This window comes from Burkholderia sp. A2, from assembly GCF_001729305.1.
Taxonomy (GTDB): domain Bacteria; phylum Pseudomonadota; class Gammaproteobacteria; order Burkholderiales; family Burkholderiaceae; genus Burkholderia; species Burkholderia sola.
This window is the reverse complement of record NZ_LZXX01000105.1, coordinates 49,498-68,755: the sequence shown is the minus strand read 5'-3', so window position 1 is coordinate 68,755 and position 19,258 is coordinate 49,498. Positions and strand designations below refer to the sequence as shown.

Below are 19,258 nucleotides of genomic sequence, written 5' to 3'. Positions count from 1 at the left end.
CAACAACCTCCGCAAATCTTGCGGAGATTATGCCCCCATTCGCCGCAAGCAGCCGGCTACCGTACCCGGCCCGCCGCGCTCGCTCCCGCCGGCGCCGGCTCCCCGAGCCGCTCCGCGAGAAACCCGATGAACGTGCGTAGCGTGACGAACCCTTCCCGGTGCTGCGGAAACACCGCGTTGAGCGTGATCGGCGGCGGTGCGTACGCGTCGAGCACCGGCACGAGCGCACTGCTGTCGAGCGCCGCGCCGACGATGAAGTGCGGCAGCCGCGCGATGCCGAGCCCCGCGATCGCGGCGTCGCGCACCACTTCGCCGTTGTTCGCGACGAGCGGCCCCTGCACGTCGAACGTGCGCGCCGCGCCGTCGACGCGGAATTCCCAGCCGACCCGCCGCTCGCGCCCGTACAGCAAGCACGTGTGGCCGGCGAGATCGGCCGGCGTCTGCGGCGTGCCGTGCCGCTTCAGGTAGGCTGGGCTCGCGCACGCGATCATCCGCCACGCGCCGAGCGGACGCGCGATCAGCGTCGAATCCTCGAGCGAGCCGATCCGCAGCACGAGGTCAAAGCCCTCGCCGATCAGGTCGACGCGCCGGTCGGTCAGGTCGAGGTTCAGCCGCACGGCCGGGTGCGCGGACAGGAATTCGGCGATCAGCGGCGACACATGCGTGATCCCGAACGACAGCGGCGCGCTGATCTTCAGCGAGCCATGCAGCTCGGTGCTGCGCACCGACATCGCCTGTTCGGCATCGGCGATCTCCGCGAGGATCCGCTGCGCGCGCGCATAAAACTCCTGCCCGGATTCGGTGACCGCGAGATTGCGGGTATTGCGATGCAGCAGCCGCACGCCGAGCGACGCCTCCAGCGCCATCGTGCGCCGGCTGACGAACTGCTTGGACAGCATCAGCTGATCGGCCGCCGCCGTGAAACTGCCTGCATCGACGGTCGCGACGAAGATCCTCAGGTCGTTGAGTTCCATATTGTCCACTCCATAGCGACAGTCATTATCTCTACAGCGATTTATTTGTCAAATCGATTGACCTAAGATTCATCTCAACGAACGGCCGAGCCCACTTCCGAGGTCCGGCGACTTCAAGGACAAAAAATCATGATCGATATCCGTGCAGCAAACCAACGTGGCCGTGCGGAGCATGGCTGGCTCAGCTCCCGTCATACGTTTTCGTTCGCGAATTACTACGATCCGAAGCAAGTCGGCTTCTCCGACCTGCTCGTGATCAACGACGACCGCGTTGCCCCGGGCCGCGGCTTCGGCACGCACCCGCACCGCGACATGGAAATCCTGTCGTACGTGCTCGACGGCGCGCTCGAACACAAGGACTCGATGGGCACCGGTTCGGTGATCGTGCCGGGCGACGTGCAGCTGATGAGCGCCGGTACGGGCGTGCGCCACAGCGAGTTCAATCACTCGCCGGACACGCCGGTCCACTTCCTGCAGATCTGGGTCGGGCCGGCCGAAAAGGGTGCCGAGCCGCGCTATCAGCAGACGAATGTCGCGGCCGACGACAAGCGCGGCAAGCTCGCCCTCGTCGTGTCGCCGAACGGCGATGCCGGTTCGCTGAAGATCCGGCAGGACACCCGGATTTACGCGGGCCTGTTCGACGGCGACGAAAGCACTACGCTGGAACTGGACCCAGACCGCTTTGCTTACGTGCACGTGGCGCGCGGCAGCGTGACGGTCAACGGCGTGACGCTCGGCGAAGGCGACGGCGCGCGCATCCGCGGCGAACAGGCGCTGACGATCGCCGACGGCAAGGATGCCGAGGTGCTGGTGTTCGATCTGCGTCCGGTCGAAGTGACGGCCGAATGGGCGTGACGCCCGTTCGGGAAACCGGGCCCCGCTGAGCGCGGGGCCCTTTTAATCGGAGATTCGCAACATGGCCAAGGTTCTCGTTCTGTACTACTCGTCCTACGGGCACGTCGAAACGATGGCGCAGCATATCGTGGAGGGCGCGAAATCGGTGCCCGGCGTCGAGGTCACGCTCAAGCGCGTGCCGGAAACGATCCCCGTCGACCAGGCCCGCGCGATCGGCGTGAAGGTCGACCAGGCTGCGCCGGTCGCCACGGTGGACGAACTCGCCGACTACGATGCGATCATCTTCGGCACGCCGACCCGCTTCGGCAACATGGCCGGCCAGATGCGCACGTTCCTCGACCAGACCGGCGGCCTGTGGATGAAAGGCGCGCTCGTCGGCAAGATCGGCAGCGTATTCGCGTCGACCGGCACGCAGCACGGCGGCCAGGAAACGACGATCACGTCGTTCCACACGACGCTGCTGCATCACGGGATGGTGATCGTGGGCGTGCCGTATGCGTGCAGCGGCCTCGTCAACATGAACGAAATCACCGGCGGCACGCCGTACGGCGCGACCACGCTCGCGGGCGCGGACGGCAGCCGCCAGCCGAGCGCGAACGAACTCGACATCGCGCGCTACCAGGGCAAGCACGTGGCGGAACTCGCGAGCAAGCTCGCGTCGTAACGCGGGGGCCTCGCGGGCCCGCAGTCCTGCTGTCCTGCTATCCCGCCATTGCGCACATGAACGAACGGCGCCGGGTCGACCGGCGCCGTTCGTCCTGTGCAACGCGTTCGACCGTTACTGGCCCGAAGCCGGCGCGGCCGGCGCCGCGTTCGCCGCGGGCGCCTTCTGCACGGCGTTCTGCGGATAGTTGCTCTGGTCGTTGGTCAACCGGTAGCCGCTGCCGGTGCCGATCGCCTTCAGGTCCGACGCGTGCCGCGCGCGGGCCGCCTTGCGCGCCGCCTTCTTCTGCGCCTTGGCGAGCTGCTTCTGCGTCGGCGCGGACGACGCCGCGTCCTGCGCGTATGCCGCCGGCGCGGCGGTCAACAACAGGCCGAACGACGCCGCTACTGCTACTGCCACCGAAACCACGCGAGACTGCTTCATGGCCGATCTCCTTGTCGATTGTTGAGTGTGGGTCGGACACCGGCGTGCACGCGACGGCTTGCGACAACGGCGCCGATGCAACGTTAGCCGATCGGCGCGCAAATGTCCGTGTGCGTTCCTGAATTGTCCTGATAACGTCGACGATACATGTGCGCCGGGTGCGCGGTCCTTTCGGCCTGCCGTCCGCGCCATCGGGGAAACCGATACCCCGGGGCGGACGCGGGCCGGCGCTCAGATCCAGCGCGACAGCACCGGCAGCAGGATCGGTACGACGAACGCCGTCAGCACGCCGTTCAGCCCCATCCCGAGCCCGGCGAACGCGCCGGCTTCCTCGCTGACCTGGAACGCGCGCGCGGTGCCGATCCCGTGCGACGCGACGCCGAGCGCGAAGCCGCGCACAGCCGGCTCGTCGATCCGCAGCACGTTGAGAATGCCGCGCGCGCACACCGCACCGAAGATCCCGGTCGAGATCACGAGCACGGCGGTGAGCGACGGAATGCCGCCGATCTCGGCGGCGACGGCCATCGCGATCGGCGTCGTCGCCGATTTCGGCGCGAGCGACGCGATCGTCTGGTGCGACGCTCCGAACAGCGCGGCGATGCCGACCGCCGACACGATCGCGGTCAGCGAACCGGCGAGCAGGCCCACGAGCAGCGGCAGCGCGGCGCGCCGCAGCTTCGACCACTGGCGGTACAGCGGCAGTGCGAGCGCGACGGTCGCGGGGCCGAGCAGGAAGTGGACGAATTGCGCGCCTTCGAAATACGTCGGATACGGCGTATGCGTGAGCGTCAGCAGCACGACGATCATCGCGACCGCGATCAGCACCGGATTCGCGAGCGGATTGAAACGCGCCCGCGCATAAACGGCCTGCGCGAACAGATACGCGACCAGCGTGATGGTCAGGCCGAGCAGCGGGCTCGCGGCGAGATAGACCCAGATCGCGCCGAGCTTCGGGAACGCCGTCATTGCGCGCCCTTCGCGGGGCCGCCCGCGCGGTGCTGGCGTCGCAGCAGCGCGCGCGTGACGAGCGCCGTCACCGCGATCGCGAGCGTGGTGCTGACGGCCAGCGCGACGACGACCGCGACCGCGTCGCCGCGCACGCGGTCGGCCGACACCATGATGCCGACGCCGGCCGGCACGAACAGCAGCGACAGGTGACGCAGCAGCTCGAGCGCGGTCGGCTCGATCGCATCGGCCGCCTGCGGGCGCAGCATCACGAAGCCGAACAACAGCAGCATGCCGATCACGGGGCCCGGCACCGGCAGGCCGAACAGATAGGACACGCCTTCCCCGAGACACTGGAAGATCAGCAAGACCGCGAACGCCTGCAACATGAACCGCTTCTCCCGAACGTGGCCGCGCTACCGTGCAACCGGCCGATGAGCCGGCGGCTGGCGACGCCGGCGTGAACGATACGCGCGATCGTACCAACAATGCCGACGGCCGGGCGCGATTGTGCGACGGCGCGTTCGCCATTCAACCGTTTCGCACGACCTGCTGCCGGTATCGGAGAAACACCCACACGCAAAAAACGGCGGGCACCTGCCCGCCGTCCTGTCGCGCCGCTTCGAACGATCGCCGATCGCGTTACTTCAGCCGCGTCGCGATTTCATTGGCCATCGCCTTCGTCGCGGCCTTCGTCGGCGCATCGTCGGCCAACGCGTTCAGCAGACCGAAATCATGGATCGTGCCGTCGTAGCGCGTGGTCGTCGCATCCACGCCGGCCGCGTCGAGCTTGCGGCCGTATGCTTCACCTTCGTCACGCAGCACGTCGAACTGCGCGACCTGGATCAGCGCGGGCGGCAATCCCTTCAACTGCGCGAGGCTCGCGCGCAGCGGCGATGCGTAGATCTCGTTGCGTTGCGCTTCGTTCTTCGTATAGGCGTCCCAGAACCACTTCATCATCGGCCGCGTCAGGAAGTGGCCCTGCTGGTATGCGTTGTACGAACCCGTGTTGAAATTGTGATCCGTGACCGGCCACATCAGCCCCTGGAAGCGGATCGCGGGGCCGCCCTTGTCCTTCGCCATCAGCGCGACGGCGGCCGACATGTTCCCGCCGACGCTGTTGCCGACCACCGCGAGGCGGCTGCCGTCGACGCCGATCTCCGCGCCGTGCGCGGCCACCCACTTCGTCGTCGCATACGCCTGGTTGATCGCGACCGGGTAATGCGCTTCCGGCGACGGCGTGTAGTTCACGAACACCGCGACGGCGCCCGACTGCACGACGAGATCGCGCACGAGGCGCTCGTGCGTCGGAAAATCGCCGAGCACCCAGCCGCCGCCGTGGATGAACACGAATACCGGCAGCGTGCCCGTCACGCCTTGCGGGCGCACGATCGTGACCGGCACCGACAAGCCGTCCTGTTCGATCGTGCGGTTCGACACGTCGATGCCGGACAGATCCACCTTCACGCCGCTCTGCGCGTCGACCAGCACCTGGCGCGCCTTCGCGGGGCTCAACGTTTCGAGGCCCGGGCCCTTCTGGCCGTTCAGCGCGGCGAGGAACGCGCTCGTCTTCGCATCGGGACCGACGGCATCGGCGCCGGCGGCGAACGCGGCAGGTACGGCGGACAGTGCGGCTGCGACGGCGGCGGCGATCAGCAGCGGCTTGACGATCTTCATGGTGCGACTCCTTGGTCGAATCTTCGAATGACGATGAATGGCTGGCAGGCGACTTATTGGACGAGCGTGAGCGTGACGTCGATGTTGCCGCGCGTCGCGTTCGAGTACGGGCAGACGACGTGCGCGCGGTCGATCAGCGCTTGCGCGATGTCGCGATCGAGGCCCGGCAGCGAGATCTTCAGTTCGACTTCGATGCCGAAACCGTTCGGGATCGCGCCGATACCGACGCTGCCTTCGATCGCCGCGTCCGCGGGGATCGCGATCTTGTCGCGCGCCGCGACGAACTTCATCGCGCCGATGAAGCACGCGCTGTAGCCGGCGGCGAACAGTTGTTCGGGGTTCGCGCCCGCACCGCCCGCGCCGCCGAGCTCGCGCGGCGTGGTCAGCTTCAGGTCGAGGCCGCTTTCGGGCACCGTCGCACGGCCGTCGCGGCCGCCGGTGGCTTTTGCATGGGCGCGGTACAGCACTTTTTCGATCGACATGACAGACTCCTTTTCAGCAAATGAATGAAACAATCTTCGAACCGGGGAGCGCGCGCCGGCGGCTCCCGCCTCGGCTTCGCATTCGTTTATCTACTCATAGATAGATAAACATCCCCAAAAAATGCAGCCGGATGATCCGTCTGCGCCAGATTGTCTATCTACTGCATGATAGACAACGAGATTCAATAAAAAGGCGGCGAACCGCCTCAGTGCTTCCGCCGCCCGTCAGGGCCGCGTTTTCCAGACGGCCTCGACGTCCTCGAGACGCGCCCGCGTGTGAAACAACCGGCTGGCCAGCACGCTGCCCTGGAACGCCGCGTACAACGTGCGCGCCGCGGTTTCCGGCTCGCCGCTGAACTGCAGCGTGCCTTCCTTCGCGCCTTGTGCGAGCAATTCCGCAAGCCAGCTTTCGTTGGCCTTGAAGAACGCCTGCACGGCCTGCCGCACGTTCTCCGGCAACGTTTCGATGTCGGACGCGAGCATCCCGCACAGGCAGATCAGGTTGCCGTCGCCGAGCGTGCGGCCGAACATCTTCGTGTACAGGCTCAGCTTCACGTCGGCCGGCAACGCCGGATCGATCGCCCGCACGGCCGCGAGGACTTCATCGCTGTAGGCCGCCACCGCTTCCAGCACGAGATCGTCCTTCGACGGGAAGTAGTAGTGGATGCTCGACGTCTTCACGCCCACCAGGTCGGACAGGTCTCGATAACTGAAGCCGTTGTAACCGCGCTGCATCATCAGTGTGATCGCGTGGTCGAGAATCTGTTCGCGGACGGTCGGTTTCGTTTCCATGGATCGAACTTTATCTACTCATAGATAGATAGTCAAGCGGTTTTTTTAAGGGCGTGATGAACCGCCTGCGAGCCGATGCGCCGGTCCGGCGTCATTCGCAGGGCCGACGCGACTTACAACCGGCCTGCAGCACGATCGAATCGATGCGACACTTGGCGCCGGGCCATACGATCGCGGCGCAACGTCTGTCGGCTGGACGGACGTGCCGGCGCACGATCACCATATCGCGTCCGGCCCGGCATCACCGGCCGGCCCGCCGCGTCAGGCCGCATAAGGAGAACAAGTCGATGTATTCGTGGTTTGAACGGCGCCTGCCGACTTTCCCGCTCGAAGATCCCGTCACGCCGCCGAAGGGATTCTTCTCGTTCGTCTGGGCGTGCACGAAAGGCGCGCGCGGCTGGATCCTGCTGATCGCGCTGACGTCGGCCGCACTGGCCGCGTACGAAGCCGCGCTGTTCGCGATGATGGGACACGTGGTCGACTGGCTGTCGTCGTCGACGCCGGCCGAATTCGGCGGCCGCCACTTCGGCACGCTCGCCGGTTTCGCGGCGATTCTCGTCGGCAGCGCGCTGCTGATCGCGCTGCATACGATGGTCAAGCACCAGGTGCTCGCGATCAACTTTCCGATGCGGCTGCGCTGGCTGTTTCACCGGCTGATGCTCGACCAGAGCCTGTCGTTCTACGCGAACGAGTTCGCGGGCCGCGTGACGACCAAGATCATGCAGACCGCGCTGGCGGTGCGCGACGCGCTGTTCATGTCGGTCGACGTCGTGATCGGCGTCACCGCTTACCTGATCGGCATCCTCGCGCTCGCCGCGAGCTTCGACTGGCGGCTGATGATTCCGCTCGTGCTGTGGGCGCTCGGCTACGGCGCGGCATGCGCGTATTTCGTGCCGCGCCTGGGCGCCGTCGGCAGCCGGCAGGCCGACGCGCGCGCGCTGATGACGGGCCGCATCACCGATGCGTATTCGAACATCACGACCGTGAAGCTGTTCTCGCATACGCGGCGCGAAGCCGACCACGCGCGCCGCGCGATGGAAGCGTTCAAGGCGACCGGCGACGCGCAGATGCGGCTCGTCAGTGCGTTCGAGATCGTCAACCACCTGCTGTCGACGCTGCTGCTGGTCGGCTCGGCCGGGCTCGCGCTGTATCTGTGGATGCACGGCGAGGCGAGCGCGGGCGTCGTCGCGGCCGTGATCGCGATGGCGCTGCGCCTGTCGAGCTACTCGCACTGGATCATGTGGGAAATGACGGAGCTGTTCGAGAACGTCGGCACGATCCAGGACGGCATCAACACGCTGACGAAGGTGCGCAGCGTGGTCGACGCGCCCGATGCGAAGCCGCTTACGGTGCAGCGCGGCGAAATCGTGTTCGACAACGTGCAGTTCGCGCACGAGGACAACGATCGCGCGGTATTCGACGGGCTGAACCTGACGATCCGGCCGGGCGAGCGGATCGGCCTGATCGGCCGCTCGGGCGCCGGCAAGTCGACGCTCGTGAACCTGCTGCTGCGCTTCTACGACGTGAACGGCGGCGCGATCCGGATCGACGGGCAGGACATCGCGCACGTCACGCAGGACAGCCTGCGGGCCGCGATCGGGATGGTGACGCAGGATACGTCGCTGCTGCACCGGACGATGCGCGAAAACCTGCTGTACGGCCGCCCCGATGCGACCGAGCGCGAGATGCAGGACGCGGCCGTGCGCGCGGAAGCGGCCGAGTTCATCGACCGGCTGCGCGACCGCCACGGCCGCAGCGGCTACGACGTCGAAGTCGGCGAACGCGGCGTGAAGCTGTCGGGCGGCCAGCGCCAGCGCGTCGCGATCGCCCGCGTGATGCTCAAGGACGCGCCGATCCTCGTGCTCGACGAAGCGACCAGCGCGCTCGATTCCGAGGTCGAAGTCGCGATCCAGCGCAGCCTCGACACGCTGATGAACGGCAAGACGGTGATCGCGATCGCACACCGGTTGTCGACGATCGCCGCGATGGACCGGCTGATCGTGCTCGACGAAGGGCACATCGTCGAGGAAGGCACGCACCAGCAGTTGCTGCAGGCGGGCGGCATTTACGCGGCGCTGTGGGCGCACCAGAGCGGCGGGTTCCTCGGCGAAACGGCGGAAGCGGAAAGCGTGGCGCAGTAGGGACTGCCTGCACGATGCACGAGATATCCGCGCGCCGCGCGTCAATCCGTTGCATGCGCATCCATCGCCGCGCCGCCTCATAAGGATCCGACAATTTATTGGTTCCCTCGACGATACGCCGTCCGTATCGTTCACCGATTCGTCAGACCAATCGACCAACGGGGGAATCCAACCATGAAACAGATCCGGTCATTCGCGCTGCTCGCCCTGCCGGCCGCGCTCGTCGCCGCCGGCGCCCACGCACAAAGCAGCGTCACGCTGTACGGCATCGCCGACGCGGGCATCGCGTACGTCCACAACGCGCAGAACGCGAACGGCAGCAACGCGTCGAGCCTCGTGAAGTTCAGCAGCGGCAACCTGTCGGGCAGCCGCTGGGGGCTGCGCGGCATCGAGGATCTCGGCAGCGGCCTGTCCGCGCTGTTCCAGCTCGAGAACGGCTTCAACATCGGCACCGGCGCGCTCGGCCAGGGCCAGCGCGAATTCGGCCGCAAGGCCGTCGTCGGCCTCGCGAGCAGCACGTACGGCACCGTGACGCTCGGCCGCCAGTACGATCCGGTCGTCGATCTCGTGCAGGGCCTCACGCAGGACAACTACTTCGGCGGCGTGTTCGCGACGCCGGGGGATCTCGACAACTACGACAACAGCCTGCGCGTCAGCAACTCGGTGAAATACACGAGCCCGCTGATCTCCGGCTTCCAGTTCGAGGCGCTGTACGGCTTCGGCGGCGTCGCGGGCGCGACCGGCAGCGGCCGCACGTACAGCTTCGGCGCGAGCTATGCGAACGGCCCGCTGTCGCTCGGCGCCGGCTTCTTCTACGCGAATGGCGGCACGACGGTCGCGAACGGCGTGCGCACGTGGTCAAGCAGCTCGGACACGCTGTTCAACACCGTGATCAACCAGGGTTTCTCGAGCGCGAAGTCGATCCAGATCGTGCGCGTGGCCGGCCAGTACGTGGCCGGGCCGGCGACCTTCGGCCTTGCGTATTCGAATACGCAGTACGGCGCGGACACGCTGTCGGCGTTCAGCCAGAACGCGAAGTTCAACAACGGCTCGGCGTTCTTCAACTGGCAGTTCTCGCCGGCTCTGCGCGCGGGCGTCGGCTACAACTACACGTCGCTGACGGGCCCGGCTTCCGCGCACTACAACCAGGTCAACCTCGGCGCGGATTACGCGCTGTCGAAGCGCACCGACCTGTATGCGCTGTTCGGCTATCAGAAAGCGAGCGGCAATACGCTCAACGCGAGCGGGGCGACCGTGAAAGCGGCCGCGTCGGTCGGCTCGTACGGCGTGAACTCGGGCACCGATACGCAGGAACTCGCGATCGTCGGCATCCGCCACAAGTTCTGATCGTCGCGTTGCACGCCGCCCGAGCAGCGCGATACCGTGTGCATCGCGCAATGCGCGCGGTATTCCGGCTGCTCGACACCGTGCTGGCCCGGCAGCCGGTTCTTGCCGGCGATGCGGTCACGCTCGCCGACATCGCGACCGGCACGCACCTTTACCGGTATTTCGAACTCGATATCGCGCGACCCGACGTGCCGCCCGTCACCGCGTGGTACGAACGATTGAAGGCGCGCCCCGCGTATCGCACGCACGTGACGATTCCATTCGACGATCTGCGCGGAAAGCGCGGCTGAGCGGGTGCGAGGGCGGCAGCGTCGCCGCCTCGCGCACGACGCGATCGCGGGCCATACCGCAACGCACCCGGTTCGAAGCCATTACGCCGATTCGCGTCGGGCGACATAGTAGACCGCGGCCGCCGTAATCCCGAAGATCAGGTGAGCGATCAGCGTGATCGCACCGCGCACCGGGATGAACCACGGAAAGATCGCCGTGAACCCGTACAGGTTCACGCCGTACAGGAGAAGCCCGAACGCGCCGCCCGCGAACAGCGCGGCCACGCACGACAGACCGTGAACCAGCCGTGCCAGCACGGCCGCATAGGCCAACGAAAGCATCGCATGCACGAGCGTCGCCACGCCCATCACCAGCGGATCGAAGCCGCCGGGCGCACCGAGTACGCTTCGCCCCATCACGATCGCGGCCGTGAGGCGCGCGTCGCGGAACAGATTCTGGACGGCGTCGTCGCCGGCGATTGCCCAGAGCAGCAACTCGACGACGGTCGATCCGACCGCCGCGCCAAATGCTGCCCAGAGAATCGAAACCACACGCGCTTGTTTCAATGCTCGTCCTCATGGCGGGGCCGATCGATGCATCGAGCGCACCGCCGTGCAAAGCGGCGTACTACGCCCCTTCGCAGTCCGACCAGTACGCAAACGGATCGCGATGTTTCGGATAGTGCTCGTCCAGCCATTTCAGCAGCGTCGCCCGCGCATTGTCCATATCGGCCTTCAACGACGACGTCGTCAGTTCGTGCACTTCGATGGACTTTTCCCGATCGATCACGAAGCAGTTCCAGTCGGGGCCGTCGAGATCCGGATCGTCGGATGCCTTCGACGACTTGCTCCAGCCGAAACGCTTGCGCGCATCGATGTAGTAGCGCGGATGCACCTTCAGATACGACATCTCGCCGCCCTGCAGGCTGCTCTCGGCGCGCAGCACGTCGCGCTCGTCGACGATCTGCGTGACTTCGGGAAGCCGGCGCGAGCGCCATCCGGCAGGCAGCGTCGCCACCGCGCGGATGCTGTCGTACGTGCCCCACTCGAGGCCCCACGCTTCGGCCATGCGCTTCATGAACGCGTCGGCGCTCGGATAGCCGCGCAACTGGATGCGGGTCGACAGCGTGACTTCCACCCCGCCGCGACCGCCGGATGCGCTCGACACCTCGTCGTCCGTTGCGAACGGATTGCCCGGACGCGGCGATTCACGCTTCGCGTCCGTGGGCGCCAGGCCGGAAAAAAGTTGATCCAGCGCCGCACGCGCTTTCGACGATTTGTCTGGTCTGTTCATCGGTTCCCTTTTATGCAAATTTGAACCCGTACTGTAATGGTTGGTGATTGCCCTGCCGTCGGGCAAAGGCTCGATTCCGCTTCACTGCGGCGATCTCGCCGTATTCCGCGGCTGCATTGTAACGATTTGGCGGCCGCGGCCGAACGAACGTGACAGCGGCCCGCCACATGCACGACGCGCGTGCCGAAGCGCTCGCCTGCGCGAACCGCCGGGTGCGCGCTACCGCAGCGCCTTCACCATCCGCTCCATCAATGCGAGGACCTCCGGCCGATTCTCGCCCTTCGCATGCACGAAGTGATAGCTGAGCAGCGAATCGACCTCGTGACGGCTCACGCGCACGAGCGCGCTACGCTGCAGATACGCATCAGCAAGCGGCGTGCGCGCAAGCGCCACGCCCAGCCCCGCTTCGGCCGCCGCGAGCACGAGGTTGTAATCCTCGAACCGGCGATCGTGCGCCCGCGGCTTGAACGGAATGCCGAGCGCATCGAACCACGTGCGCCAGCCGGTCACGTCGGAATCGTGCAGCAACGGCATGTCGAGCAGCGCGGCGTCGCCCGTTGCGCGGCGCATTCTGGCCAGTTGCGCGGCGAGCCGCGGATGGGCAACCGGATACAGCCGTTCCGGCATGAACGGCCGGGTTTCGAGCTGACGCCAGTTGCCGCGCCCGTACCGGATCGACAGATCGGCTTCGCCGCCGGCGATATCCACGTTGCGCAGTTCGATGCCGAGCTCGATGCGCAACGCGGGCGCTTCACACTCCAGCGCCTGCTGCCGCTCCAGCAGCCAGAGCTGCGCGAACGCAGGCACCACGCTCATCCGGACCAGCCGCGGCGTGCGCGGCGAGCGCCACTGATCGGCCGCGCTGTCGATGATCGCGAACGCCTGCTCGATCCGCCCGACGAAGCGCTGCCCGTCCGGCGTCAGGCGCACGCCGCGCGCATGCCGTTCGAACAGCGCCATCCCGAGCCAGTTTTCCACGGCGGCCACCCGTCGGCTGATCGCGCCGTGCGTGACGCCGGAGGCGTCGGCGGCCGCGAGAAACGAACCCTCGCGCGCCACCGTGCAGACCGTCTCCAGGCTCGCGAGCGGCGGCCGCGGGGCCGGCATCGGTGCGGCGGCCACCGGGCGCACCGGCGCCGGACCGTCGGCCCGCCGTGCCCGCGAGCTGTGAGCCATAGTCATATCCGGGTATTGATCTGTGCGCTAGCTTAACATCTCGCGACGCCGCACCATGGCTGCATGAATACGCTTTCGTCATCGACGTCGCGCGGCGCGCGACAACCGCTCGTCGCGGCAGCGGCGGTCGCGTTCACGATCGTCTCGTGGGCGTCCGCGTTCCCGTTCATCCGGATCGGCCTGCACGGCCTCGCGCCGCTGCAGCTCGCGGCCGCGCGCTTCGCGACCGCCGCGTTGCTCGTGATCGCGTGGCTCGCATGGCGGCGGCCGCCGCTGCCGACGAAAGTCGACGCGTGGCGCTTTCTCGCATGCGGCCTGCTCGGCATCGCACTCTACAACGCGCTGCTCAATACCGGCGAACAGACGGTGTCGGCCGGCGCGGCGAGCTTCATCGTGAACACGCTGCCGATCTTCACCGCGTTGCTGGCCGCCGTGTTTCTGCGCGAGCGCTTCAATCGCTGGGGCTGGCTCGGGTCGCTGGTCAGCCTGGCCGGCATCGCGGTGATCGCACGAGGGCAGCCCGGCGGCCTTGTCCTCGGCTCGGGGAGCACGCTGATCCTCGCCGCGGCGCTGTGTTCGGCCAGCTATTTCGTGTTGCAGCGGCGGCTGATTCCCGTGTACGGCGCGCTGCCGTGCACCGCGTACACGCTGCTGGCCGGTGCGGTGCTGCTCGCGCCGTGGCTGCCCGGCGCGCTCGTATCGCTCGGCGGCGGGTCGCGCGACACGGCGTTGGCCGTCGTCGTACTCGGCGTCTTTCCCGCCGCGCTCGGTTACGCGACCTGGACCTTCGCGCTCGGCTACTTCGGCGCGGCGCGCGCGGCCAGCTTTCTCTACCTGACGCCGGCGGTCGCGACGCTGCTGTCGGTGGTGCTGACGGGCGAGCGGCCCGGCATCGCGACGGCGTGCGGCGGCCTGCTGGCGATTGCGGGGGTCGTGGTCGTCGCATTGCGCGGACGGTCGTAGCGGCGAGCATGCAGCGATGTGCGTGGCCGACGCGACGCCGGGTCCAAGACGCCCCGCGCTTTGCCGATCTGGATGGACGGTTCGGTCCGTGCAATCGGCACCCATTCATCGATGCCGCCAAACTTGACCGTTAGTTGCATAACGACGGCAATCGACGTCGATGAATCATGACCATGAAACCGGATACGCGATGCGCAATCGACCAAACTGTGCAGACAAATCGACCGAACAGTTCCCGATTGACCGCCAGCCAGTGTCCATGGCTTCGCCGTGGCGACCGGCCGAATAATGGATGCCGCCGTAAGGCTGACGACAGCGAACCGCAATCCGCGGGCCGCGGCGGCCCGCTGTACGGTGCGCCGCAGCACACAGAAGCGGGTTCCGATATATTCATACGAATTGCATGGCGTCGGGGTGCCCGTCCGCTCGCCCGGGCGGCCGGTCATCCGGCCGGACGCCATGCAAGCGACGCCCGTGACGGGTGGCAAAAATCGTCGGATCGCGCCCGGCCCCCAGCCGGCCGGTCGAGACGTCAATAGAAAGACATTCAATTCGGAGATGGCAGATGGAACGAAGCACTGTCGGCATGCGCTGCAAACCCCTGATCACCGTTGCACTGGCTGCCGCCGCGTTCGCGGCCGCGTCGAGCGCGATGGCCGACCAGGTCGTGAAGATCGGCAGCGTCGAACCGACGACGGGTGGCATTTCGCACCTCGGCAAGGACAATGAAAACGGCGCACGCCTCGCGGTCGAGGAAATCAATGCGAAGGGCCTGACGATCGGCGGCAAGAAGATCACGCTGCAACTCGACGCGCAGGATGACGCGGCCGACCCGCGCCAGGCGACGCAGGTGGCGCAGAAGCTCGTCGACGACAAGGTCGTCGCCGTCATCGGCCACCTGAACTCGGGCACGTCGATTCCGGCGTCGAAGATCTACAGCGACGCGGGCATCGTGCAGATCTCGCCGTCGGCCACGAACCCGACCTACACGCAGCAAGGCTTCAAGACGACCTACCGCGTGGTCGCGACCGACGCGCAGCAGGGTCCGGCGCTCGCGAGCTATGCGCAATCGAAGGGCGTGAAGAGCGTCGCGGTGATCGACGATTCGACCGCGTACGGCCAGGGCCTCGCGAACGAGTTCGAGAAGAAGGCGAAGGCGCTCGGCCTGAAGGTGCTGTCGCACGACGCGACCAACGACAAGGCGGTCGACTTCCGCGCGATCCTGACGAAGATCAAGGGCGAGAACCCCGACGCGATCATGTACGGCGGCATGGACGCCACCGGCGGCCCGCTCGCGAAGCAGGCGAAGCAGCTCGGCCTGCGCGCGAAGATCCTCTCCGGCGACGGCGTGTGCACCGACTCGCTGGCCCAACTGGCCGGCCCGGCGGCCGACAACGTGCTCTGCTCGCAGGCCGGCGCGGCGCTCGAGAAGATGCCGGGCGGCGCGGATTTCCTCGCGAAGTACCAGAAGCGTTTCAACCAGGGCATCAAGTTCGACGCGCCGTTCGCGTATGACGCGGTCTACATCGCGGTCGACGCGATGAAGCGCGCGAACTCCACCGACCCGGCGAAGATCCTCGCGGCGATGCCCGCGACGAAGTACGACGGCGTGATCGGCACGACGACGTTCGACGCGAAGGGCGACCTGACGCACGGGATCATCTCGATCTACGGCTACAAGAGCGGCAAGAAGACCTTCCTCGACCAGGTGAAGATGTAACTCGACGCGGCGCCGGCACGACGGGAACGCCACTCGTCGGCACCGGCGCCGCGCGGGCCGATTTCAGAGTCACGGAGACGAAGCATCATGTGTGCAATGGCGTATGCGGAATTCCAACAGGAGTTGAAGAAGGCGCAGTTGACGGCGCGCGAGTTCGCCCGCCTGATCCGGATGAACGAAAGTTCGATCACCAACTATTCGAGCAAGGGCACCGTCCCTTCCCACCTCGCGGTCATCGCGAAACTGATCGGCACGCTGGCCGCGCACGAGATCGATTTCCGGCGCGTGATCCGGCAAATGCGGATCGAGCCGAAACGGCCGCGCGGCGGCGGCGTGTTTCCCGCGGCTGAAAAACCGCGTTCGCGGAAAGCGGCGAAAGCCGACGCCTGACCGCGCCGGCGAAGGTAGACAGCGGCACGGGGATGGCCGCTCGACACGCGATCGACGCCCCGTTACCGGCCGTGCGCCCCGCACCGCCCTGTCTTCATCCCACCGCCCGCACGTGATCGAGCAGCGCCTGCAACGGGTGGCGCACCTGCTTCGCCGACAGGCGCTTCACCTGGCTGCGACACGAATACCCGGTCGCCAGCGCCTCGCCTTCCGTGTCCGCCCCATCGACGTGCGCGGCCCACGACTGCGCATAAATCGTCTTCGACGTCGCGAGATTGCGCGCCTCGTGTCCGTACGTACCTGACATCCCGCAGCACCCGGCCGCCTGAACCTGCAAGCGCAGCCCACGACGCGCGAACACCTGCGCCCATTGCTTGCCGCTGTCCGGCGCATTGGTCCTCTCGGTGCAGTGCGGCAGCAACCGATACGAAACCGTCGCCCCGCCCGCACCGGCTTCCGGCAGCGCATCCAGCAGCCATTCCTGCGGCAGCGCGACCTTCGGCACATCGGCGAGCCCCGTCACCTTCAGGTATTCCTGCCGATACGTGAGCGTCATCGCCGGATCGAGGCCGACCAGCGCGACACCCGAGCGCGCCAGCGCGGCCAGTTGCGTCGCGTTGCGGATCGCGGCCTGTTCGAATGCGCGAAGAAACCCCTGCACGTGCAGCGCCTTGCCGTTCGGCGCGAGCGGCGCGAGCCACACCTGAAAGCCCAGGCGCGCCGCCAGCTCGATCAGCGTCGCCAGTTGCTCGGTATCGAAATAGCGCGTGAACGTGTCCTGCACGACGACGACACTGCGCGCGCGCTGCGCATCGCTCAGCGCGGCGAGCGCATGCGCATCGGCCGGCTTCACGCGCCACGCGCGGATCACGGCCGCGAGATCGAAGCGGCTCAGCAGCGGGCTGTCGACCATGCCGACGTGGCGCTCGAGCAGCGTCCGCACCCAGCCGGCGCCCATCAGCCCGTTGTACAGCGCCGGCACGCGCGCCATCCACGGCATCGTGTATTCGAGCGAGCCGATCAGGTAGTCGCGCAGCGGCCGCAGGTAACGCTGGTGATACAGCTCGAGAAAGCGCGAGCGAAACTCGGGCACGTTGACCTTGACCGGGCACTGCCCCGCGCACGACTTGCATGCGAGGCACCCGGCCATCGCGTCGTACACCTCGTGCGAGAAATCCGCGTCGCCGTCGCGGGCGTTGCGGCTGTTGCGCCAGCGCTCGGCCAACCCGCGCAGGAACGGCTGCCGCGTGCGCGCCGCCGCAGCGACGTCGACACCGGCCTGCCCTTGCAGACGCAACCATTCCCGCATCAGCGACGCACGCCCCTTCGGCGACTGCACGCGTTCGCGCGTGGCCTTCCACGACGGGCACATCGCGTCGTCCGGATCGAAGTTGTAGCACGCGCCGTTGCCGTTGCAATGCATCGCGGTGCCGTAGCTTTGCCACACGCGCTCGTCGATCTGACGGTCGTGATCGCCGCGCGTCGGCACCTCGTCGATCTTCAGCAGTCGCAGCGTCGAGTCCGGCGGCGTCGCGATCTTGCCCGGGTTGAACTGGTTGTGCGGATCGAACGCGGCCTTCAGTTGCTGCAGCGACGGATACAGCTCGCCGAAAAACGCCGGCGCATATTCGGAGCGCACGCCCTTGCCGTGCTCGCCCCATAAAAGGCCACCATGCCGCTGCGTGAGTTCGGCCACCGCGTCCGACACGGGCCGCACCAGCGCCGCCTGCTTCGGGTCCTTCATGTCGAGCGCCGGACGCACGTGCAGCACGCCCGCGTCGACGTGGCCGAACATCCCGTACTGCAGCCCGTGGCCGTCGAGCAGCGCGCGGAATTCGGCGATGTACGCGGCGAGGTTCTCGGGCGGCACCGCGGTATCCTCGACGAACGGCTGCGGACGCGCCTCGCCCTGCACGTTGCCGAGCAGCCCGACCGCACGCTTGCGCATCGCATACACGCGCTTCACCGCATCGTCGCCGGCCGCGAGCGTGTGGCCGAGACGCGCCACGCTCGTATCGGTGCGCAGATGTTCGACGAACGCACGCACGCGCGCATCGACGTCGTGTTCGTCGTCGCCGCTGAATTCGATCAGGTTGATGCCGAGCGTCGGACGCGCGTCGTCCTGCGGGAAATACTCGGCCACGCTGCTCCACACGAAGTCCTTCATCGCGAGCATCAGCACCTTCGAGTCGACCGTCTCGATCGACAGCGGCTTGAGTTCGAGCAGCGCGCGTGCGTCGCGCAGCGCGTCCATGAAGCCCGCGTAACGCACGTTGACCAGTACCGAGAACTTCGGGATCGGCAACACGTTGAGCTTCGCCTCGACGACGAAGCCGAGCGAGCCTTCCGCACCGCACAGCACGCTGTTCAGGTTGAAGCGGCCGTCCGCTTCGCGCAGGTGCGCGAGGTCGTAGCCGGTCAGGCAGCGGTTGAGCTTCGGAAACTTCGCGTCGATCAGCGCGGCCTTGTCGTCGCTGATCCGCCGCGCGGTGCGATACACCTTGCCGACGCGGTCCTGCCGCGCGCAGCGGCGTTCCAGTTCTTCATCGTCGAGCGCGTCGCTGTGCAGCCGCTCGCCGCCCATCAGCACGAAATCGAGTTCGAGCACGTGATCGCGCGTCTTGCCGTACGTGCAGCTGCCCTGCCCGCTCGCGTCGGTGTTGATCATCCCGCCGACGGTCGCGCGGTTCGACGTCGACAGCTCCGGCGCGAAGAAGAGCCCGTGCGGCTTCAGCGCCGCATTGAGCTGATCCTTGACGACGCCCGCCTCGACGCGCACCCGACGCCGCGCGACGTCGATTTCGAGGATCCGGTTCATGTTCCGCGACAGGTCGACGATGATGCCATTGGTCAGCGACTGCCCGTTGGTGCCGGTGCCGCCGCCGCGCGCGGCGACCGCGACGTCGCGGTGCGCGGGCTCGGCCAGCAGCCGGGCCAGCAGCTGGACGTCTTCCGCATGCGCGGGGCAGACCACCGCCTGCGGCAGGCGCTGATAGATCGAGTTGTCGGTCGCCTGCACGGTCCGGTTCGCGTGGTCCGCATGGATTTCCCCGGCGAAGCCGGCCGCCCGCAGCGCGGCGAGAAAGTCGCGGTAAACGTTCACGGACGGGCTGGCGGGACGGGGCAACGGGACGATCGACATGGGG

19 protein-coding genes are annotated in these 19,258 nt (G+C 67.1%); 8 read left to right on the top strand and 11 right to left on the bottom strand.

Annotated elements, in window-relative coordinates:
* Positions 1-56 precede the first annotated feature (56 nt).
* Positions 57-974: a LysR family transcriptional regulator gene (locus A9Z05_RS20825; protein ID WP_069619740.1), complete on the bottom strand. Its 918-nt coding sequence runs from the start codon at positions 972-974 to the stop codon at positions 57-59.
* 129 nt (positions 975-1,103) lie between these two features.
* On the opposite strand from A9Z05_RS20825, the gene A9Z05_RS20820 reads away from it, so the two are divergent.
* Both A9Z05_RS20820 and wrbA read left to right on the top strand, forming a co-directional pair.
* Positions 1,104-1,829 (top strand): pirin family protein, encoded by a 726-nt coding sequence (locus tag A9Z05_RS20820; RefSeq protein WP_069619739.1) that lies wholly within the window; start codon positions 1,104-1,106, stop codon positions 1,827-1,829.
* A gap of 61 nt (positions 1,830-1,890) precedes the next feature.
* Positions 1,891-2,493 carry an NAD(P)H:quinone oxidoreductase gene (gene wrbA, locus A9Z05_RS20815; protein ID WP_012337108.1) on the top strand — a complete coding sequence of 201 codons (603 nt, stop codon included), beginning with the start codon at positions 1,891-1,893 and terminating at the stop codon, positions 2,491-2,493.
* 114 nt (positions 2,494-2,607) lie between these two features.
* Here wrbA and A9Z05_RS20810 read toward each other — a convergent pair whose 3' ends face one another.
* The 6 genes from A9Z05_RS20810 to A9Z05_RS20785 all read right to left on the bottom strand — a co-directional run bounded on the left by A9Z05_RS20810 (position 2,608) and on the right by A9Z05_RS20785 (position 6,812).
* Complete coding sequence (locus A9Z05_RS20810; RefSeq protein WP_069619738.1) at positions 2,608-2,916, bottom strand: hypothetical protein; 309 nt, start codon at positions 2,914-2,916, stop codon at positions 2,608-2,610.
* 231 nt (positions 2,917-3,147) lie between these two features.
* Positions 3,148-3,882 carry an LrgB family protein gene (locus tag A9Z05_RS20805; RefSeq protein ID WP_069619737.1) on the bottom strand — a complete coding sequence of 245 codons (735 nt, stop codon included), beginning with the start codon at positions 3,880-3,882 and terminating at the stop codon, positions 3,148-3,150.
* Positions 3,879-4,250: a CidA/LrgA family protein gene (locus A9Z05_RS20800; protein ID WP_069619736.1), complete on the bottom strand. Its 372-nt coding sequence runs from the start codon at positions 4,248-4,250 to the stop codon at positions 3,879-3,881. Before A9Z05_RS20800 ends, A9Z05_RS20805 begins: the two co-directional genes overlap by 4 nt.
* Positions 4,251-4,503: 253 nt before the next feature.
* The gene (locus A9Z05_RS20795; RefSeq protein WP_069619735.1) at positions 4,504-5,538 is read right to left on the bottom strand and encodes an alpha/beta hydrolase; all 1,035 of its coding nucleotides are present in this window, start codon (positions 5,536-5,538) and stop codon (positions 4,504-4,506) included.
* Between the two features lie 53 nt (positions 5,539-5,591).
* Positions 5,592-6,020, bottom strand: a complete 429-nt coding sequence (locus A9Z05_RS20790) for an organic hydroperoxide resistance protein (RefSeq protein ID WP_069619734.1) — start codon at positions 6,018-6,020, stop codon at positions 5,592-5,594.
* A gap of 225 nt (positions 6,021-6,245) precedes the next feature.
* Complete coding sequence (locus tag A9Z05_RS20785; RefSeq protein WP_069619733.1) at positions 6,246-6,812, bottom strand: TetR/AcrR family transcriptional regulator; 567 nt, start codon at positions 6,810-6,812, stop codon at positions 6,246-6,248.
* A 287-nt stretch (positions 6,813-7,099) separates the two neighbouring features.
* On the opposite strand from A9Z05_RS20785, the gene A9Z05_RS20780 reads away from it, so the two are divergent.
* The 3 genes from A9Z05_RS20780 (at position 7,100) to A9Z05_RS20770 (ending at position 10,590) form a co-directional block, all read left to right on the top strand.
* A complete protein-coding gene (locus A9Z05_RS20780) occupies positions 7,100-8,953 on the top strand; it encodes an ABC transporter ATP-binding protein (protein ID WP_069619732.1) in 1,854 nt (617 codons plus the stop codon).
* 174 nt (positions 8,954-9,127) lie between these two features.
* On the top strand, positions 9,128-10,300 hold the full coding sequence (locus tag A9Z05_RS20775; RefSeq protein WP_069619731.1) for a porin: 1,173 nt from the start codon (positions 9,128-9,130) through the stop codon (positions 10,298-10,300).
* A gap of 50 nt (positions 10,301-10,350) precedes the next feature.
* Positions 10,351-10,590 carry a glutathione binding-like protein gene (locus A9Z05_RS20770; protein ID WP_069619730.1) on the top strand — a complete coding sequence of 80 codons (240 nt, stop codon included), beginning with the start codon at positions 10,351-10,353 and terminating at the stop codon, positions 10,588-10,590.
* Between the two features lie 81 nt (positions 10,591-10,671).
* Here the strand turns inward: A9Z05_RS20770 and A9Z05_RS20765 are convergent, their stop codons facing one another.
* The 3 genes from A9Z05_RS20765 to A9Z05_RS20755 form a co-directional block, all read right to left on the bottom strand.
* Positions 10,672-11,136, bottom strand: coding sequence for a sodium:proline symporter (locus tag A9Z05_RS20765; protein WP_069619729.1), 465 nt, complete (start codon positions 11,134-11,136; stop codon positions 10,672-10,674).
* Between the two features lie 61 nt (positions 11,137-11,197).
* Positions 11,198-11,863, bottom strand: a complete 666-nt coding sequence (locus tag A9Z05_RS20760; protein ID WP_069619728.1) for a nitroreductase — start codon at positions 11,861-11,863, stop codon at positions 11,198-11,200.
* Between the two features lie 219 nt (positions 11,864-12,082).
* Positions 12,083-13,045, bottom strand: a complete 963-nt coding sequence (locus A9Z05_RS20755) for a LysR substrate-binding domain-containing protein (protein WP_069619727.1) — start codon at positions 13,043-13,045, stop codon at positions 12,083-12,085.
* 57 nt (positions 13,046-13,102) lie between these two features.
* Here A9Z05_RS20755 and A9Z05_RS20750 point away from each other — a divergent pair, with 57 nt between their 5' ends.
* The 3 genes from A9Z05_RS20750 (at position 13,103) to A9Z05_RS20740 (ending at position 16,112) form a co-directional block, all read left to right on the top strand.
* Positions 13,103-14,002: a DMT family transporter gene (locus A9Z05_RS20750; protein WP_069619726.1), complete on the top strand. Its 900-nt coding sequence runs from the start codon at positions 13,103-13,105 to the stop codon at positions 14,000-14,002.
* A gap of 565 nt (positions 14,003-14,567) precedes the next feature.
* The gene (locus tag A9Z05_RS20745) at positions 14,568-15,722 is read left to right on the top strand and encodes a branched-chain amino acid ABC transporter substrate-binding protein (RefSeq protein WP_069619725.1); all 1,155 of its coding nucleotides are present in this window, start codon (positions 14,568-14,570) and stop codon (positions 15,720-15,722) included.
* Between the two features lie 87 nt (positions 15,723-15,809).
* Complete coding sequence (locus A9Z05_RS20740; protein WP_069619724.1) at positions 15,810-16,112, top strand: DNA-binding protein; 303 nt, start codon at positions 15,810-15,812, stop codon at positions 16,110-16,112.
* Positions 16,113-16,206: 94 nt separating this feature from the next.
* Here A9Z05_RS20740 and A9Z05_RS20735 read toward each other — a convergent pair whose 3' ends face one another.
* Entirely contained in the window at positions 16,207-19,254 is a 3,048-nt protein-coding gene (locus A9Z05_RS20735) for an FAD-binding and (Fe-S)-binding domain-containing protein (RefSeq protein ID WP_069619723.1), read from the bottom strand.
* Positions 19,255-19,258: the final 4 nt, after the last annotated feature.

What these genes read in the sequence shown, in the direction of transcription:
- A9Z05_RS20825 (WP_069619740.1), bottom strand. Translation starts at nt 974, where the DNA reads ATGGAACTCAACGACCTGAGGATCTTCGTCGCGACCGTCGATGCAGGC.
- A9Z05_RS20820 (WP_069619739.1), top strand. Translation starts at nt 1,104, where the DNA reads ATGATCGATATCCGTGCAGCAAACCAACGTGGCCGTGCGGAGCATGGC.
- wrbA (WP_012337108.1), top strand. Translation starts at nt 1,891, where the DNA reads ATGGCCAAGGTTCTCGTTCTGTACTACTCGTCCTACGGGCACGTCGAA.
- A9Z05_RS20810 (WP_069619738.1), bottom strand. Translation starts at nt 2,916, where the DNA reads ATGAAGCAGTCTCGCGTGGTTTCGGTGGCAGTAGCAGTAGCGGCGTCG.
- A9Z05_RS20805 (WP_069619737.1), bottom strand. Translation starts at nt 3,882, where the DNA reads ATGACGGCGTTCCCGAAGCTCGGCGCGATCTGGGTCTATCTCGCCGCG.
- A9Z05_RS20800 (WP_069619736.1), bottom strand. Translation starts at nt 4,250, where the DNA reads ATGTTGCAGGCGTTCGCGGTCTTGCTGATCTTCCAGTGTCTCGGGGAA.
- A9Z05_RS20795 (WP_069619735.1), bottom strand. Translation starts at nt 5,538, where the DNA reads ATGAAGATCGTCAAGCCGCTGCTGATCGCCGCCGCCGTCGCAGCCGCA.
- A9Z05_RS20790 (WP_069619734.1), bottom strand. Translation starts at nt 6,020, where the DNA reads ATGTCGATCGAAAAAGTGCTGTACCGCGCCCATGCAAAAGCCACCGGC.
- A9Z05_RS20785 (WP_069619733.1), bottom strand. Translation starts at nt 6,812, where the DNA reads ATGGAAACGAAACCGACCGTCCGCGAACAGATTCTCGACCACGCGATC.
- A9Z05_RS20780 (WP_069619732.1), top strand. Translation starts at nt 7,100, where the DNA reads ATGTATTCGTGGTTTGAACGGCGCCTGCCGACTTTCCCGCTCGAAGAT.
- A9Z05_RS20775 (WP_069619731.1), top strand. Translation starts at nt 9,128, where the DNA reads ATGAAACAGATCCGGTCATTCGCGCTGCTCGCCCTGCCGGCCGCGCTC.
- A9Z05_RS20770 (WP_069619730.1), top strand. Translation starts at nt 10,351, where the DNA reads ATGCGCGCGGTATTCCGGCTGCTCGACACCGTGCTGGCCCGGCAGCCG.
- A9Z05_RS20760 (WP_069619728.1), bottom strand. Translation starts at nt 11,863, where the DNA reads ATGAACAGACCAGACAAATCGTCGAAAGCGCGTGCGGCGCTGGATCAA.
- A9Z05_RS20755 (WP_069619727.1), bottom strand. Translation starts at nt 13,045, where the DNA reads ATGACTATGGCTCACAGCTCGCGGGCACGGCGGGCCGACGGTCCGGCG.
- A9Z05_RS20750 (WP_069619726.1), top strand. Translation starts at nt 13,103, where the DNA reads ATGAATACGCTTTCGTCATCGACGTCGCGCGGCGCGCGACAACCGCTC.
- A9Z05_RS20745 (WP_069619725.1), top strand. Translation starts at nt 14,568, where the DNA reads ATGGAACGAAGCACTGTCGGCATGCGCTGCAAACCCCTGATCACCGTT.
- A9Z05_RS20740 (WP_069619724.1), top strand. Translation starts at nt 15,810, where the DNA reads ATGTGTGCAATGGCGTATGCGGAATTCCAACAGGAGTTGAAGAAGGCG.
- A9Z05_RS20735 (WP_069619723.1), bottom strand. Translation starts at nt 19,254, where the DNA reads ATGTCGATCGTCCCGTTGCCCCGTCCCGCCAGCCCGTCCGTGAACGTT.